Source organism: Streptomyces sp. NPDC037013 (assembly GCF_055607265.1).
Window position 1 is genome coordinate 553,195 of sequence record NZ_JBVJRV010000004.1, and the last position, 13,401, is coordinate 566,595.

13 protein-coding genes are annotated in these 13,401 nt (G+C 69.7%); 6 read left to right on the top strand and 7 right to left on the bottom strand.

The window, feature by feature from the left end; translation table 11 throughout:
* Window positions 1-26: 26 nt before the first annotated feature.
* The 3 genes from ACZ7DY_RS17015 to ACZ7DY_RS17025 are packed head-to-tail and all read right to left on the bottom strand — an operon-like array spanning window position 27 to window position 4,157.
* Window positions 27-2,210: a dipeptide ABC transporter ATP-binding protein gene (locus tag ACZ7DY_RS17015; RefSeq protein WP_471135765.1), complete on the bottom strand. Its 2,184-nt coding sequence runs from the start codon at window positions 2,208-2,210 to the stop codon at window positions 27-29.
* A complete protein-coding gene (locus ACZ7DY_RS17020; protein ID WP_471135767.1) occupies window positions 2,207-3,175 on the bottom strand; it encodes an ABC transporter permease in 969 nt (322 codons plus the stop codon). The genes ACZ7DY_RS17015 and ACZ7DY_RS17020 overlap by 4 nt, the downstream gene beginning before the upstream one ends.
* A gap of 1 nt (window position 3,176) precedes the next feature.
* Window positions 3,177-4,157, bottom strand: a complete 981-nt coding sequence (locus ACZ7DY_RS17025) for an ABC transporter permease (RefSeq protein WP_471135770.1) — start codon at window positions 4,155-4,157, stop codon at window positions 3,177-3,179.
* 366 nt (window positions 4,158-4,523) lie between these two features.
* On the opposite strand from ACZ7DY_RS17025, the gene ACZ7DY_RS17030 reads away from it, so the two are divergent.
* Window positions 4,524-5,198: a peptidoglycan recognition protein family protein gene (locus ACZ7DY_RS17030; protein WP_471135773.1), complete on the top strand. Its 675-nt coding sequence runs from the start codon at window positions 4,524-4,526 to the stop codon at window positions 5,196-5,198.
* A 71-nt stretch (window positions 5,199-5,269) separates the two neighbouring features.
* On the opposite strand, the gene ACZ7DY_RS17035 is transcribed toward ACZ7DY_RS17030, so the two are convergent.
* Both ACZ7DY_RS17035 and ACZ7DY_RS17040 read right to left on the bottom strand, forming a co-directional pair.
* Complete coding sequence (locus ACZ7DY_RS17035) at window positions 5,270-6,061, bottom strand: phytanoyl-CoA dioxygenase family protein (protein ID WP_471135776.1); 792 nt, start codon at window positions 6,059-6,061, stop codon at window positions 5,270-5,272.
* A gap of 107 nt (window positions 6,062-6,168) precedes the next feature.
* Complete coding sequence (locus ACZ7DY_RS17040) at window positions 6,169-6,801, bottom strand: LUD domain-containing protein (protein WP_471135778.1); 633 nt, start codon at window positions 6,799-6,801, stop codon at window positions 6,169-6,171.
* 159 nt (window positions 6,802-6,960) lie between these two features.
* Here ACZ7DY_RS17040 and sigJ point away from each other — a divergent pair, with 159 nt between their 5' ends.
* Together sigJ and ACZ7DY_RS17050 are read left to right on the top strand one after the other, a co-directional pair.
* On the top strand, window positions 6,961-7,899 hold the full coding sequence (sigJ, locus tag ACZ7DY_RS17045; protein ID WP_471135781.1) for an RNA polymerase sigma factor SigJ: 939 nt from the start codon (window positions 6,961-6,963) through the stop codon (window positions 7,897-7,899).
* A gap of 158 nt (window positions 7,900-8,057) precedes the next feature.
* Window positions 8,058-9,113 carry a DUF5954 family protein gene (locus ACZ7DY_RS17050; protein WP_471135784.1) on the top strand — a complete coding sequence of 352 codons (1,056 nt, stop codon included), beginning with the start codon at window positions 8,058-8,060 and terminating at the stop codon, window positions 9,111-9,113.
* Between the two features lie 9 nt (window positions 9,114-9,122).
* Here ACZ7DY_RS17050 and ACZ7DY_RS17055 read toward each other — a convergent pair whose 3' ends face one another.
* The gene (locus ACZ7DY_RS17055; protein ID WP_471135787.1) at window positions 9,123-10,379 is read right to left on the bottom strand and encodes a HEAT repeat domain-containing protein; all 1,257 of its coding nucleotides are present in this window, start codon (window positions 10,377-10,379) and stop codon (window positions 9,123-9,125) included.
* 157 nt (window positions 10,380-10,536) lie between these two features.
* On the opposite strand from ACZ7DY_RS17055, the gene ACZ7DY_RS17060 reads away from it, so the two are divergent.
* The 3 genes from ACZ7DY_RS17060 to ACZ7DY_RS17070 all read left to right on the top strand — a co-directional run bounded on the left by ACZ7DY_RS17060 (window position 10,537) and on the right by ACZ7DY_RS17070 (window position 12,598).
* Window positions 10,537-11,397: a hypothetical protein gene (locus ACZ7DY_RS17060; RefSeq protein ID WP_471135790.1), complete on the top strand. Its 861-nt coding sequence runs from the start codon at window positions 10,537-10,539 to the stop codon at window positions 11,395-11,397.
* Window positions 11,398-11,908: 511 nt separating this feature from the next.
* Complete coding sequence (locus ACZ7DY_RS17065; protein ID WP_471135793.1) at window positions 11,909-12,319, top strand: peptidase inhibitor family I36 protein; 411 nt, start codon at window positions 11,909-11,911, stop codon at window positions 12,317-12,319.
* 75 nt (window positions 12,320-12,394) lie between these two features.
* On the top strand, window positions 12,395-12,598 hold the full coding sequence (locus tag ACZ7DY_RS17070) for a hypothetical protein (RefSeq protein WP_471135795.1): 204 nt from the start codon (window positions 12,395-12,397) through the stop codon (window positions 12,596-12,598).
* 122 nt (window positions 12,599-12,720) lie between these two features.
* Here ACZ7DY_RS17070 and ACZ7DY_RS17075 read toward each other — a convergent pair whose 3' ends face one another.
* Window positions 12,721-13,344: a GNAT family N-acetyltransferase gene (locus ACZ7DY_RS17075; RefSeq protein WP_471135797.1), complete on the bottom strand. Its 624-nt coding sequence runs from the start codon at window positions 13,342-13,344 to the stop codon at window positions 12,721-12,723.
* Between the last annotated feature and the right edge of the window lie 57 nt (window positions 13,345-13,401).

The window sequence follows — 13,401 nt, forward strand, 5'->3', positions numbered from 1 at the left end:
AACTGGATGGGGGAAGGGCTGGCCCGTCACACGGCGTGGCAGGCGTATGCGTGGTCCGGTCGCCCCGGCGTCGACCTGGGGGCGGGACGCTCCGTGCGGCAGCGTTCCCGTACGTCGTCGGCGGCGAGGCGGTACAGCGGGCAGCGGTCGACGAACACGCAACCGACCGGCAGATCCGTGGGGTTGGGCTGTTCGCCCCGCAGGACGATCCGCTCCCGGGAGCGTTCGCGGTCCGGATCCGGCACCGGGATGGCGGACAACAGAGCGCGGGTGTAAGGGTGTTGGGGATCGGAGAACAGCGTCTCCGTGTCACCGGTCTCGACGATGTGCCCCAGATACATCACCGCGATGCGGTCGCAGATGTAGCGGACCACGGCGAGGTCGTGCGCGACCATGAGGTAGGCGAGCCCCAGCTCGCGCTTGAGCCGGCCGAGCAGGTTGATCACCCCGGCCTGTACGGATACGTCCAGGGCGGAGAGCGGTTCGTCGAGGGCGAGCAGTTTCGGGTCCGTGGCCAGGGCGCGGGCGATGCCGACGCGCTGGCGCTGGCCCCCCGAGAGCGCGGCGGGGAAACGGTTGCTCACCGAGGCGTCGAGGCCGACGAGCGCCAGCAGTTCGTGGACGCGCGAGCGGATGGCCTCGCGGTCGCGTCCCACGGCCCGCAGCGGTTCGGCGAGCAGCTGGTAGACGGGCAGCCGGGGGTCCAGCGCGCCCATCGGGTCCTGCATGACGATCTGCACGTCGTGCCGCAGGGTGCGCCCGCGCTCACGGGAACCGGCCGTGGTGAGGTCGGAGGAGGCAGAAGAGCCCAGCGCCTGCCTGCCGGCGCCGGCCGTCGTCGCGCCGACCTCCCTCCCCGCGATCTCGATCCGGCCGCCCTCCGGCCGCCTCAGCCGCAGGATCTCCATCAGCGTCGTCGTCTTGCCGCTGCCCGACTCACCCACCAGGCCCAGCGTCTCTCCGGCACGGAGCTCGAAGCTGACGCCGTTGACCGCGTGGAGCGTGCCGACGCGGCGTTTGATGAAGGCGCCCTTGGTGACGGGGAAGGTCTTCACGAGGTCCTCGACGCGCAGCACCACCTCCCCGCGCCCGGCACCGTCCGAGCCGGGCCCCCGGTCGGCGGCCGGGACCGGGGCGACGGGTGAGCCCGGGTCGTCGGTCGCGGTGTGCCCGGTGGGGTCCAGCGTGCCTGCCGCGATGTCATCGGCGCGCAGGCAGGCCACGTCTCCGTGCCCGCTGACATGACGCAGCTCCGGCTCCTCGGAGCGGCACGCGTCGAGCGCGACGGCGCACCGGCTCGCGAAGGGGCAGCCGTCCGGCAGGCCCGACAGGGAGGGCGGCTCTCCGCCGATCGCGACGAGGGGGCGACGGACGCCGCCGTCCACGGTCGGCACCGCGGCGAGGAGCCGTGCGGTATACGGCATCGTCGGCCGCCGGAACAGCGCGTGGACGTCCGTCCTCTCCACGAAGCGTCCCGCGTACATGACGGCGACGTCGTCCGCGTGGCCGGCCACGACGCCGAGGTCATGGGTGATCAGGACGAGCCCGGCGCCGGTCTCCTTCTGCGCGAGGCGCAGCACATCGAGGATCTGCGCCTGCACGGTGACGTCGAGCGCGGTGGTGGGTTCGTCGGCCACCAGCACGCTGGGCCGGTTGGCGATCGCCATGGCGATGACCACGCGCTGGCGCATGCCGCCGGAGAACTCGTGGGGGAAGGACGAGGCCCTCCTGCGCGGGTCGGGGATGCCGACCAGGTCGAGCAGTTCGACGGCCTGCTCCCAGGCCGCCTTCTTGTCGATGTCCTGGTGGACGCGGATCGTGTCGGAGAGCAGGCGGCCCACGGAGAAGATGGGGGTGAGCGCGGACAGGGGGTCCTGGAAGACCATGCCGATGGACTTGCCGCGTACCCGCGACAGCGCCCGGTCGTCGAGACCGATCAGCTCCTGACCGCCCAGCCGGACCTGTCCGTGCAGGTCGGCGGTGGGCGGCAGCAGACCCATGATGCCCATGGCGGTGGCCGACTTGCCCGACCCGGACTCGCCGACGATGCCGAGGGTCCGGCCCGGCAGCAGGTCGAAGCTGACGCCGCGCACCGCTTCGACGGGACCGGCCTCGGAGGGGAAGGAGATCCGCAGGTCCCGCACGGAGAGCACGGGGGTGGTGTCGGCGGGGGAGACGGGGCTGTCGTGCAGGGTGGTGGTGAGTGTCATCGTCGGCCTCCCGCCGCGCCGGTCACAGAGGTGGGGTCTAGGGCGTCGCGCAGACCGTCGCCGATGAAGGTCATCGACACGGTGAGCAGGACCACGAGACCCGCGGGAAAGGCGAAGAGCCACGGGGCACTGGTGACGGTGGTCGCCCCGTCGGCGAGCATCGTGCCGAGAGAGACGTCCGGGGTCTGGACGCCGAACCCGAGGAACGACAGGGCGGTTTCGCTGAGTACGGTCGCCACCACCCCGAGCGTCAGGTTGACGATGATCAGGGAGCCGAGGTTGGGGATGATGTGGCGCAGGATGATGCGCAGCGGGTGGACGCCCATGAACTCCGCCGCCGTCACGTAGTCCCGCTCGCGCAGCGACGTGGAGACGGACCAGATGACCCGGGCGGTGGACATCCAGCCGAACACGGTCAGCACGAGGATGAGGGCGCGCCAGTCGCCGGCCAGCCGGTTGGAGACCAGGGCGAGGATGAGGAACGAGGGGACGATCAGCAGGAAGTGGATGACGGCGAGTGTGAGCCGCTCCACCCGGCCTCCGAAGTACGCGGCGCTCGAACCGATGAGCGCGGCGACGACGATCGTCAGGACGGACACGCTGACGGCGATCACCAGGGAGCGCCGCAGCCCGTGCACGGCGCTGGCGTAGATGTCGTTGCCGCTCTGGTTGGTGCCGAACCAGTGCTGTGCGCTCGGCGGCTGGGTGAGCGCGGTGAAGTCGGGATCGGTGTGGGTGTACGAGGTGAACAGGCCGCCGAAGACGCTGAACAGCACGAGCAGCGCGAAGACGACGACGCCGGCGACGGCCGGGCGGTTGCGCAGGAAACGACGCAGGTAGAGGCGGCCGCGGTCGAGGTCCCCGCGCGCCGGAAGAGGCCCGTCCGCCGATGGACCGATACCGATACCGGTGACGGAAGCGGTGTGGGGCGTCGGCTGACCCGTGCCGGATGACGCTGTGGCCATGTCAGTTCACCCGCACTCTCGGGTCGAGGAAGACGGTGGCGATGTCCGCGAGGATCGCGCCGATCGCGGTGAGCACCGCGGCGAACGCTGCCGTGGCGACCGTGCCGTGCACGTCGTTCTTGTTGATCGTCTGGATGAAGTAGCGGCCCATGCCGTTCCAGCCGAAGATCGTCTCCGTGATGACGGCCCCGGTGAAGATGGCCGGGACGCTGAACGCCACGGAGGCCGCCGTCGGGATCAGCGCCGCCCGCAGGGCGTGCCTGCGGACGGCCTGGCCGCGGGTGAGACCGGTGGCGCGGGCCGTGCGCACGAAATCGGCGTTGACCGTGTCGAGCAGCAGCGAACGCTGCGTCAGGTGGTAGCCCACGTAACCCATCAGCGTCAGGGTGAACGTCGGCAGGATCAGGTGGAGGAGACGGTCGCCGACCGTCGGGAGCAGCCCCTCGACGTTGGGCGAGTTCTCCCCGGCGACGTAGAGGAAGTCGAGTCCGGCGTGCTGCTTGAGCCAGATGGCGCCGAAGACGACGGCGAGCGCGGCGACGGACGTCGGGACGTTGAAGACCGCGATGGATATGGCCTGTGAGACGCGGTCGGCCGGGCCGTACTGGCGCGCCGCCGTGTAGACGGCGAGCGCGACCCCGATCACGACGGACAGGATGGTCGCGGTGACGACCAACTCGGCGCTGACGAGGGCGCGGTAGCCCACTTCGCCGTTGACGGATACGCCGGTGGGCGACTTGCCCCAGTCGAAGTGGAGGGTCACCGAGGTGAGCCAGTTCCACCACCGCTGCACCAGCGGTTCCCCGGGGTCGAGGTTGTACGGGGCGAGGGCCCGGGAGATCTGTCCCTCGCTGCGGACGGGCCGTACCTCCTTGAAGTTCGACCGCGGGTCCAGGAACCAACTGGCCAGAAAGTAGGTCGCGTTGGTCGCGACCACGATCATCAAGAGCCAGCCGGCCGCCTTGCGCGTCACGTAGCGCATGGCGTCGGCCACCTCCTCCCCACACGCGTGAGGTGCGCCGGGACGGCGCGGGGAAGACAGGTCGAGTACATGCGGGTACGAGCTTTCTGCGGGCGTACGGGTAGGGAACGGTGCCGCGAAGGGGCGAATGTCACCTTGGTCCGTACTAAGGGCCCGGGGCCAGCCTTTGCCGGGTTTCGCCATGAGCCCGCAACGCTGCCGCAGAGATCGCAATACTCCCGTAGCAGATGATCGGTGGGCCGGTTCGGCCTCCTGGCCGGTTCTGCGTCACCTCATGAAAACTGCACAAACGAGAGAGGACGCCTCCGGTGAGCGCAGGATGAGCATGGGTCGCCCGGCGAAGTCATTGAGAGGAAAGGTTCGCGCATGTCTGGGTTATCCGACGACAGGTCGCCGAAGGCCGTCGAAAGACAGAAGGTCGTGTGGATCGAGCGGGGGCTCGCCAAGCCCGACCCGGAGGCGAAGAGGCGTATTCCGCGCTTCATTTCGCGCGGTGAATGGGGCGCCGAGAAGCCGGTTCGGGAAACCGACGAGTTCTTCCCGCAGAACGGCGGCATCGCCATTCACCATGAGGGCGGCGGCCACAAGAAGCGGGGCCACCACTCGCTGTTCGACTGGCCCAACCTTCCCGACTTCGCGGACAACTGCTACACCCAGGTGCTGCAGATCCAGCACCAGCACATGCACCCCCTGCCGTGGATCGGCGGGGAGCGCTACTGGGACATCGCCTACAACTACCTGGTGTGCCACCACGGTTACACCTTCGTGGGCAGGGGAATCGGCATTCAACCCGGCGCGAACGGCACCCACTGGGCCAACGTGAACCTCTACGCCGTCTGCGGCCTCATCGGAGCCGACGACGAACCGACGCCGGAGATGCTCGACGAGATCAAGGCCGTCTGTGACTGGGTGCGCGACAATGACGACGCCGGAGCCAATCTGCCCGGCCGCAAGGTCGTCGGCCACAGGGACCTCATCCCCGGCAAGACCCAATGCCCCGGGAATCTCTACCCGTACGTCGAGAACGGACGCTTCGAGTAAGGCGTGTCGGTCGGCCGCCGGCCCCCCGGCCCTACGGGCAGGAGCCGGGCGCGGTGAATGTCGAGCGTTCCTCAGTGAAGGCCGACGGCCGGCGTGTCCTGTCCCAGACCGCGACGGATCGCGATCTCCACGGGGGAGTACGCGCCGTCGGCCCGCTCCAGTTCGTACGGCGCGGCCGGCAGCAGCGGCGGCTGGGCCATGAAGCGCGGCCGCTCCCCGTGGTGCGGTTGCGCGGAGTGCACCAGGAACGGGTGGCACAAATAGACGTCGCCCGGGGAGCCGGTGGCCAGGGCGAGCGGCCGGTGGTCGGAGGCCGCCACCAGATCGGGCGCAAGGGCCAGCCCGCTCGCCCCCTCCTCCCCGTACTTCTCCAGCACCTTCGGCACATCGAGGTGTGAGCCGACCCGGATCCGGGTCGGGGCATCGTTCTCGCCGACCTCGCTGAACAGGAACAGCATCAGCAGGGCCCGCCCCTGCGAGCGCAGGTTGGTGAAGTACCAGCTCTCGCCCTCCGGCAGGTAGCTCCCCTCGATGTGCCAGCCCGCGTCGGCCGGCTCCTCCTCGTGCGGGAAACGCAGCGGGAACGTGCCCAGCGAATAGCGCGGCTCCCACCGCCCCGGGCCGACCAGCACGTCGTACGCGTGGTGCAGGGAAGGCGAGTTGGGCGCGGCGGCAAAAGGGCCCTGCCCCATGCCCGGCACCCAGTGCACGGGCCGCGTCCACGTCGCGGGGTCGTCCGGGTCGCAGCCGGTCTCCCGCCACAGCAGCCGCGCGCAGTCCGCGGCCACCCGCGGCGCCACGGCACCCCCCAGCTTCACGAAGCCGTCGCGGAGGAACCGGGATGTCAAGGTCGTGTCGTCCATGCCCCCATCGTGCGGCGGCACCGCGCCCGGCCACCCGACATTCCCCGCACCGTCTTTGTCGGGTGTCCACCGCGCGGCGAGGGACCGTCCGGTTGACTCCCGCTGCCTCAGAACCCGATGGTTTCGCGGAGCAGCAGGACGGTGCCCCGCCCGGGCACGTACTCCGCGTTGAGGACGAGGAGCCGGTTGACGGCGCTGGGCCAGCCGTGGACCCGCTGCGTACGCGCGGTCTCCAGCGGGAGGCAGTGGTCCTCGACCCGCCGCAGCGCCGTGGCAAGGTCCGGGACCACCTTCTGCGCGCCGACGACCCAGATGGCGCGGGCGGCACCGCCCGCATAGCTGGGCAGCTGGCTTCCGCTGCCCGAGGCGATCACCAGGGAGCCGGTTTCGGTGACGGCGTGCACGCTGCCCACGACGACGTCGGGAACGGCCTGCAGCCGCCGGATCTCGGCCATCTCGGTGGCGCGGTCCATGGCGAGGACACGTGGCTTCACGGCCTCGTACCGTTCGCCCGCGTTGATGTCCTCCTCGATGCCGGAGAGACGGAGGGTCTCGCTGGCCCCGGTGAACACGGTGGCACCCTCGGGGATCAGACCCCGGACGCGGGCACGCGCGGCGGCGGCGTCGTCGAGGATCTCCACGGTGAAACCGTGTGCGGTCAATGCGGCGGCGGCCCGCTCCAGGCCCAGGTCGGACGCCGGTTCGGCGAACGTCGTCGTCGGCAGTGAAGTAGTGGTCATGATGTCTCCGCGCTTCCTGTCGGCCGGCTGCTGTGCCGGTCTCAGCGGTTCGACAACACAGCCGACCGAAACGTCAGGCCGGCCCGCCACCTCACATTCCGGGGGCCTGTGTGGTCGAAGGGACGGAGGGCAGACGCGAACAAGGGAGCCGTCGACACCATGACCACCCGAACCGAGCCAGGACACGACGGGCCCGACCCGGCCCTGGAAGCGATCACCCGAGAACGGCGTCACCTCACCAACCTCGCGTACCGGCTCCTCGGCTCCCTGGCGGAGGCCGAGGACGCCGTACAGGAGACGTACACCCGCTGGTACGCCATGTCCCGCGAGCAACAGGACGCGATCGAGTCCCCCGGCGCCTGGCTGACGACGGTCGCCGGCCGCATCTGCCTCAACCTGCTCAACTCCGCGCGGGCCCGCCGGGAGACCTACGTGGGCGAGTGGATCCCCGAGCCGCTGCCAGGACGTACGGACTGGGTCAGCGGGCGGTCGGGCGGCACGGACGGCGACCCGGCCGACCGGGTCACCCTGGACGAGTCGGTCAACCTCGCCTTCCTGGTCGTACTGGAGTCGATGACCCCGGCCGAGCGCGTCGCGTTCATCCTGCACGACGTCTTCTGCCACTCCTTCGCCGAAGTCGCCGAGATCGTCGGCCGCACCCCGGCGGCATGCCGTCAACTGGCCTCGTCGGCGCGCCGCCGCGTTCGGTCCGCGCGCCCCTCGACGACCCCGGTGGCCCATCGCGCCGGCATCGTCAGGGAGTTCAAGCAGGCATGGGAGGCGAAGGACATCGACGCCCTCATCGGCCTGCTCGACCCCGACGCCACGGCGACCGCCGACGGCGGCGGCCTCGCCACGACCTTCCTGCACCCCATCGAAGGCGGCGAACGGATCGCGCACGCCTGGCTCGAACTCGCCCGCCGAAAGGTCGACAACGTGGCGTTCGTGGAGCGTACGGTCAACGGTCAGCCGGGCCTGGTGGCCGAGGAGGACGGCAGCGTCGTGACGGTCTTCGCGTTCGACGTCGAGGGCGACCGCATCAAGCACATCTGGGTGGTGCGCAACCCCGAGAAACTCCGCACCTGGACGACGGGCTGATACGCGGCTGCCGCGGCGGCCGGACGGACCCGACTCAAACCTTGCCACGAACCGGGTCGCGAATCGGACAGTTCAGGAAATCGGCGACGGAAGCACAGCGGGGTCGCCAGGATGGTGGCATGAGCCATGGGGATGCAGGGCTGGCCCGCTTGCGGCCGATGACAGTGCGGATTCCGGTGGAGCCGGTGGAAGCGGCGATGGAGGCCGACGCGTCCGATGCCGCGTCGCGGACCAATTCGTTCGGAGTGCGCGGCCCGCTCTTCGGCGTGGCCGCGCAGCGGGCGGAGGACGGCCGGTGCTGGCGGGTCGCCGTCGAGGTGACGCACGGCTGCCCACAACAGGCCAGGGACGGACTCAACTCGCTCCTGTGGTTCCGCGCGAAGGACGACGCCCGGGACAAGGCGGAACGGCGCGCCCTGCTGGCCGCCGTCGCCAGACTGGAGAGCGAGCGCGTCGACGAACTCACCGTGACCGGCACCCGCTACCGGATCGTGCGGGCCGAGGAGTACGTCGGACTGGACGCGCGCGGCGACATCGAGCAGCCCCGCCCCACCGACCCGCAGCCCACCGCTCCCGACTGGGAGCACACGGCCGGCCATCCGAAGATCGACGAAGGACTGGTCCTGGACCCGGACGCCGCCGTCACCCCGGCCGAGGCCGTCGAACGGCTGGCGCTGCGCACCCTGGCCTACACCGGCTCCCGCTTCCCCGACGACGTACGCGCCGACTCGCACCGGGCCTTGACGAGCCACCCCGACGTCCTGCTGCTGCCCGCCACGTTCGCGGTCGCGGAGCGCACCGGCGCGAGCTGGACGCCGGGCAGCGCCCTGCACGCCAGCGCGCACGACGCCCGGCGAACGCTGGACTTCTCCCTGGCCTGGTGGGAGCCGCGCAGGCTCGGCCTGATCCCGATGGACGCCGACAGGGACGTGGACGCCCGCACCCTGACCGCCGAGGGCACCGATCCGGCGGTCGCGGAACTCGCCGACTACGCCGAGGCCGCCGACCGGCTCCGCGCCGGCAACCTCAACGAGATCGAGGTCCACGGCACCATCTCCCGGATCGGCCGCATCCGCCGGATGCTGCGCTGGGGCCCCGACGGACCGGAGGGCCCCCGCCCCTCCGACATCAACAACCACGAGCCCGGCCCGATCCACCCCACGCTCGATGAGGACGGCATCGTGCACTTCGGCGACGAGGGGGCTGACGAGTGATGTCCTGAGTCAGACGGCGGGGTTCAGCGCCCGATGGTGGTACCAGACGGCATGGAAGGCGGCGAAGTACGGGGAGCCCTGCCGGACGGGTCCGAGGTCGCGCAGCAGCTGATCGCCGCGCGGATCGTCGTGGACGAACAGGGAAATCGCCGCCGTGACCCGTACGGCCTCGTTCTCGTCGTCCAGGCACGCGGCGAGCGCGTCCGAGGTGGCGGAAGACAGGTCGGGGGCGTCACCGATCACCCGGCAGGCCTCTGCCCGCACCCCGGCATCTGTGTCCTCGGTACGCGCCATGACGGTGACCAGCGCGTCGGGGTTCCCCCGCGTGACCGCCCCGTAGAGGCCGGAGAGAGCCCAGAGGCGGACGCCCGGGTCGGGGTGCCGGGTGAGCGCCGGCAGCGGCTGCTCGGCCCGGGGGTCCATGGCTCCGGCCAGGCCCGCGGCGATTGCCCGCATCACCCGCGGGTCGTCTTCCCGCGCCAGCCAGGGGAGGAAGAGGTCGACGAGCGGCTCGTCGAAGGGACTGCTGGATTCGGTCTCGTCGAAGAGATTGATCAGACGCAGCACCTCGGCACCGCAGTAACGCTCCAACGGCTCCGAACGGTCGCACAGCCCGGCGGCCTGCGCCCAGACGGTGGGTGCATGGCGCGCCTGGAGCACGAGCGTCGTCGCCACCCACACCGGCTGGTCCACATCGGGCTCGCCCAGCGCACGCCCCATCAACTCCTCGAAAGGCGGCGTGATCCCGTACGTGGGCTCCAACTCGGTGAGGATCGCGCTGTGCCCGTTCCTTACGGTCAGGCCACCGAGCGACAGTTCCTGACACGCATTGCCCCACCCGTCCAGGACCCCCCTGCGCACCACGGGTTCCGGCACACCGCTCCTGCGGCGCAACTCGACTTCCGCACCAACGAGATGCCAGTGCCGTGCCAGCTCCAGGGCGTCACGCCCCGCCGGGTCGGTGAGCCGCGGATCCGCCCCGCTGTTGAGGAGCACGGACGTGATCTCGCAGGCACCGAGGTCGACCGCCCGCAGCAGAGGCGTACGGCCCTGGGCGTCGACGCAGTCCAGACGGACCGGCCGGCCCGCCATCTTCAACTCCTCGACCACGGGAAGGTCGAACCCCTCCACGGCCAGACACAGCGCCGGAGTCCCCGCCTCGTCGAGGGTGTCGGGATCAGCACCTGCCGTCAGGAGAGCCGCCACGGCTCGGGCATCGCCGCTCCGGACAGCAGCTATGAGCGGCTCTTCACCCATGTGCACCATGTGCGTCTACGTACCTTTCATCGGGGACCACACCGTCGACCAAGCTCTCAGTGTCACATCCGACGAGGCCGGCCAGATGTGGCCAGGCGCGGCCAGATGCGGTCGCGTTCGGTCGGGTACGGTTCCTTCCCGTTCACGCCCCCGTAACATCACACGCATGTGGGAGATCTTGGTGAGCGCCGCCACAGCGCTCATATCCGCGGGAATAGGCGCCGGCGCGGCGCTTTATGCCAGGAATCCACGAAAAGCGTCCCTCGAGATCGTGAACGTCCGAAGGGCGACACAGGGCGACCTTTCGGCCGACCCGTCCGTGTCATCGGACATGCTCAGCGGTCTGCCCATGTCCGGCATCGTCATCGACCTGAAACTCCGCAACCCCGGAGCCCAGGCCACCTATATCAAGCGTATAGACCTCAACGTCTCCGATATCGAGGACTTCTCGCTCCCGGAGACGTACGTGGTGGCGTGCGACTCGCCGGAAACCGGGATACCCAGCGCGGCGGCCGCCGAGCCGTCCCTCGGCTATGCGGCGTCGCTCTCCCCTGACGGAGTGACGTCCTGCTCTGTGTCCCAGGTCATTCCACCAGGTGAAACGGACAGGATCCTGCTCTCGCTCGACCTGCCCGCGGAGTTTTCCTTCACCCTGGATCTCTCGATCTTCTACAACTCCGACCGGGTGGCCGTGCACGACCCCCAACACCTCCCGGCCGCGGTGACGCACCTGGAATCCAAAGATGAATTCTGGGGGAGATTCGACGATCAAGTCGGCGAAATTTGCTATTCCGGTGTGCCGGAAGCCATGGGCCTGTATTTCGACGACGAGGTCTATCCCGTTCCCAGCGGCCTGTTCCAGTACGTGTGGGCGTACAGTCGCAAAGTCGCCGCGATCAACAACTGGCTCAAGAAGCACTCTTTGTGCCCGGACGTCACGGCCGATCTGGACGAAATTCTCGACACGGGGCGAGGTATGGCGGAGAACTGGGCGTATACCTGGAGGAGCGATTTTCCTCCGGAATGACGCACGGACGCCACCACGTGCACACCGTACGCATCACATACGTGCGGGGGCGGCTCCCCGGGGTCGCCCCCGCACGGCAGGGGAGCGATGGGGGTACGGATCCACTTCGGCGGCGACGATCTCCGGAAGGTGACGGTCGCTCAGTACCCCGTACTGCTCTGGGAGATCGACTCGAACCTGCACCCCTCGATCCGCTGGGCCCCGCCCGTCCTGCACGTGGACCACCAACTCTTCGACGAGGACGTACATCTCGACGGTCGGGGTCTCCACCTGGTGCCGTCGTTTTTCACGCCGACCAACGCATTCTGCGTGAACATCACCCCGCCGATGACGCTGGTCTTCCCCAGCGCCTCCCGAGAGCCGTGGCATCCCGGTCCGAATTCGGGCCGGACTCGTCACCACCCGACGCACCGGCACAAGCGTGCGCCACCGCCCCACACCCCTGGGCCTCAACCTCCTCCGTGCGCAAAACCGGCAATGACTTGACGGGGGAGTGCTCGTTGGACAGGGCATGAAGCACATCAAGCGGATCCTTGCCGGGCTGGTCGGCACAGTGGCAGTGCTGAGCATGGCGCCGATCTCCCCTGCCCACGCGGCTGACGGGTACGACCGTTGCCCTGACGGCTACTACTGCATGTTCTCGGGTCTCGACGGCACCGGGGACATGATCAAGCTGAGGGGGAGCACCCCGGACCTCGCGGCACTCGGCATGGACGACCGGGCCAAATCCGACTGGAACCGGACCTCTTCGACCGTCTACCTCTGGTCCGACACGAACTACTCCGGGTGCACCGCTGTCACGTCCGCCGGCCCGACCGGCAAGGGCAACTTCTTCCCGACCTATCAGGACTTCTTCAGCTCGGTGCAGTTCGACGGACCGGGCGGCCCGAACTGTGGCGCACCGCCCGGGGAAGACGGCTAGCGCGCACCGGGCCATGATCGATGCCCGCGTAGTGGGACCTGGCATCGGAGAGGGATGACGGGGTAAGTGGGGGCCATGGCCGATGTCGTGGACTCAGATGAACTGCTGCGCCGCATTCAGCGTGCGCGGGACCGCGCCCAGAGCGAAGAGCGGGCCTGGCGGGCACGGGGCGCGGAGGCGCCTGACCCGGAGACGGCGCATGAAGCCGGCGTACGGGCGATCGCCTACGAGGCGGTGCTGTCAGTGCTGGACGAGATTCTGAACCCAGGACGACCTTGACGCCGTCGGGGCCGGCCCGCGGGCATGGAGCCCGATTCAGGCCGGCCCGAATCAGACCGTCCGCCGTCTGCGTACCCGCGTAGCCTTCACGCTGCGACGCTGCCACGGGCGGTGCCCAGGACTCAGGGCCGGTAGACGCACTCCGCCAGCGTCGCGTGCTTCTTCCAGCCCAGCGTCTCGTACAGGGCGCGCCCGGCGTCGGTCGCGCCGAGGACGCCGAGGACCGCGCCCTGCTCCAGCGCGTGGTCGGCGAGCACGCGCATCACGAAGCCGCCCAGCCCCCTGCGGCGATGAGTCTCCTCGGTCGCCACCCGGTCCATGATCACGGCATCCCCGAGGGACCCCATCTGCCCCGTGGCCGCCTGGTGACCCGCCGCGTCCAGCACCCGGACGTGGGTGACGGCGCCCTTGGTCTCCACGCTCGCGGTGTATCCGTCGGGTGCGACCGGGTTCGTGGCCGTCAGGTCGATGGCCATCAGATGGCCGGTGTCCTCCCAGGCCATCACCCACCCCTGGGGCAGCCAGGGCTCGACCTCTTCCGGTTCCGCGGGCATCTTCATCCAGGTCCGCGGGACGGACACCGACGCAGCCGCGCCGCGAACCCACGACTCCCCGGCCTCGGGCAGGACATGGCGTCCCACTTCGTCGGGGTTGCCGGCCACGTCTATGTAGAAACCCCAGGGCTTCTCGACGGGCGGGGGCGTCCCCCGGGACACGGCCCAGCCCGCCGCCCACATTCTGACCATGTCCGCGACCATCAAGTCCTCCTGATGTTGTGACCGCCGCCTCAGCGGCTAAATAAG

Coding starts and splice junctions, on each gene's coding strand:
- ACZ7DY_RS17065 (WP_471135793.1), top strand. CDS start 11,909: ATGAAGCACATCAAGCGGATCCTTGCCGGGCTGGTCGGCACAGTGGCA.
- ACZ7DY_RS17055 (WP_471135787.1), bottom strand. CDS start 10,379: ATGGTGCACATGGGTGAAGAGCCGCTCATAGCTGCTGTCCGGAGCGGC.
- ACZ7DY_RS17020 (WP_471135767.1), bottom strand. CDS start 3,175: ATGGCCACAGCGTCATCCGGCACGGGTCAGCCGACGCCCCACACCGCT.
- ACZ7DY_RS17075 (WP_471135797.1), bottom strand. CDS start 13,344: ATGGTCAGAATGTGGGCGGCGGGCTGGGCCGTGTCCCGGGGGACGCCC.
- ACZ7DY_RS17025 (WP_471135770.1), bottom strand. CDS start 4,157: ATGCGCTACGTGACGCGCAAGGCGGCCGGCTGGCTCTTGATGATCGTG.
- ACZ7DY_RS17035 (WP_471135776.1), bottom strand. CDS start 6,061: ATGGACGACACGACCTTGACATCCCGGTTCCTCCGCGACGGCTTCGTG.
- ACZ7DY_RS17015 (WP_471135765.1), bottom strand. CDS start 2,210: ATGACACTCACCACCACCCTGCACGACAGCCCCGTCTCCCCCGCCGAC.
- ACZ7DY_RS17040 (WP_471135778.1), bottom strand. CDS start 6,801: ATGACCACTACTTCACTGCCGACGACGACGTTCGCCGAACCGGCGTCC.
- sigJ (WP_471135781.1), top strand. CDS start 6,961: ATGACCACCCGAACCGAGCCAGGACACGACGGGCCCGACCCGGCCCTG.
- ACZ7DY_RS17050 (WP_471135784.1), top strand. CDS start 8,058: ATGACAGTGCGGATTCCGGTGGAGCCGGTGGAAGCGGCGATGGAGGCC.
- ACZ7DY_RS17030 (WP_471135773.1), top strand. CDS start 4,524: ATGTCTGGGTTATCCGACGACAGGTCGCCGAAGGCCGTCGAAAGACAG.
- ACZ7DY_RS17060 (WP_471135790.1), top strand. CDS start 10,537: ATGTGGGAGATCTTGGTGAGCGCCGCCACAGCGCTCATATCCGCGGGA.
- ACZ7DY_RS17070 (WP_471135795.1), top strand. CDS start 12,395: ATGGCCGATGTCGTGGACTCAGATGAACTGCTGCGCCGCATTCAGCGT.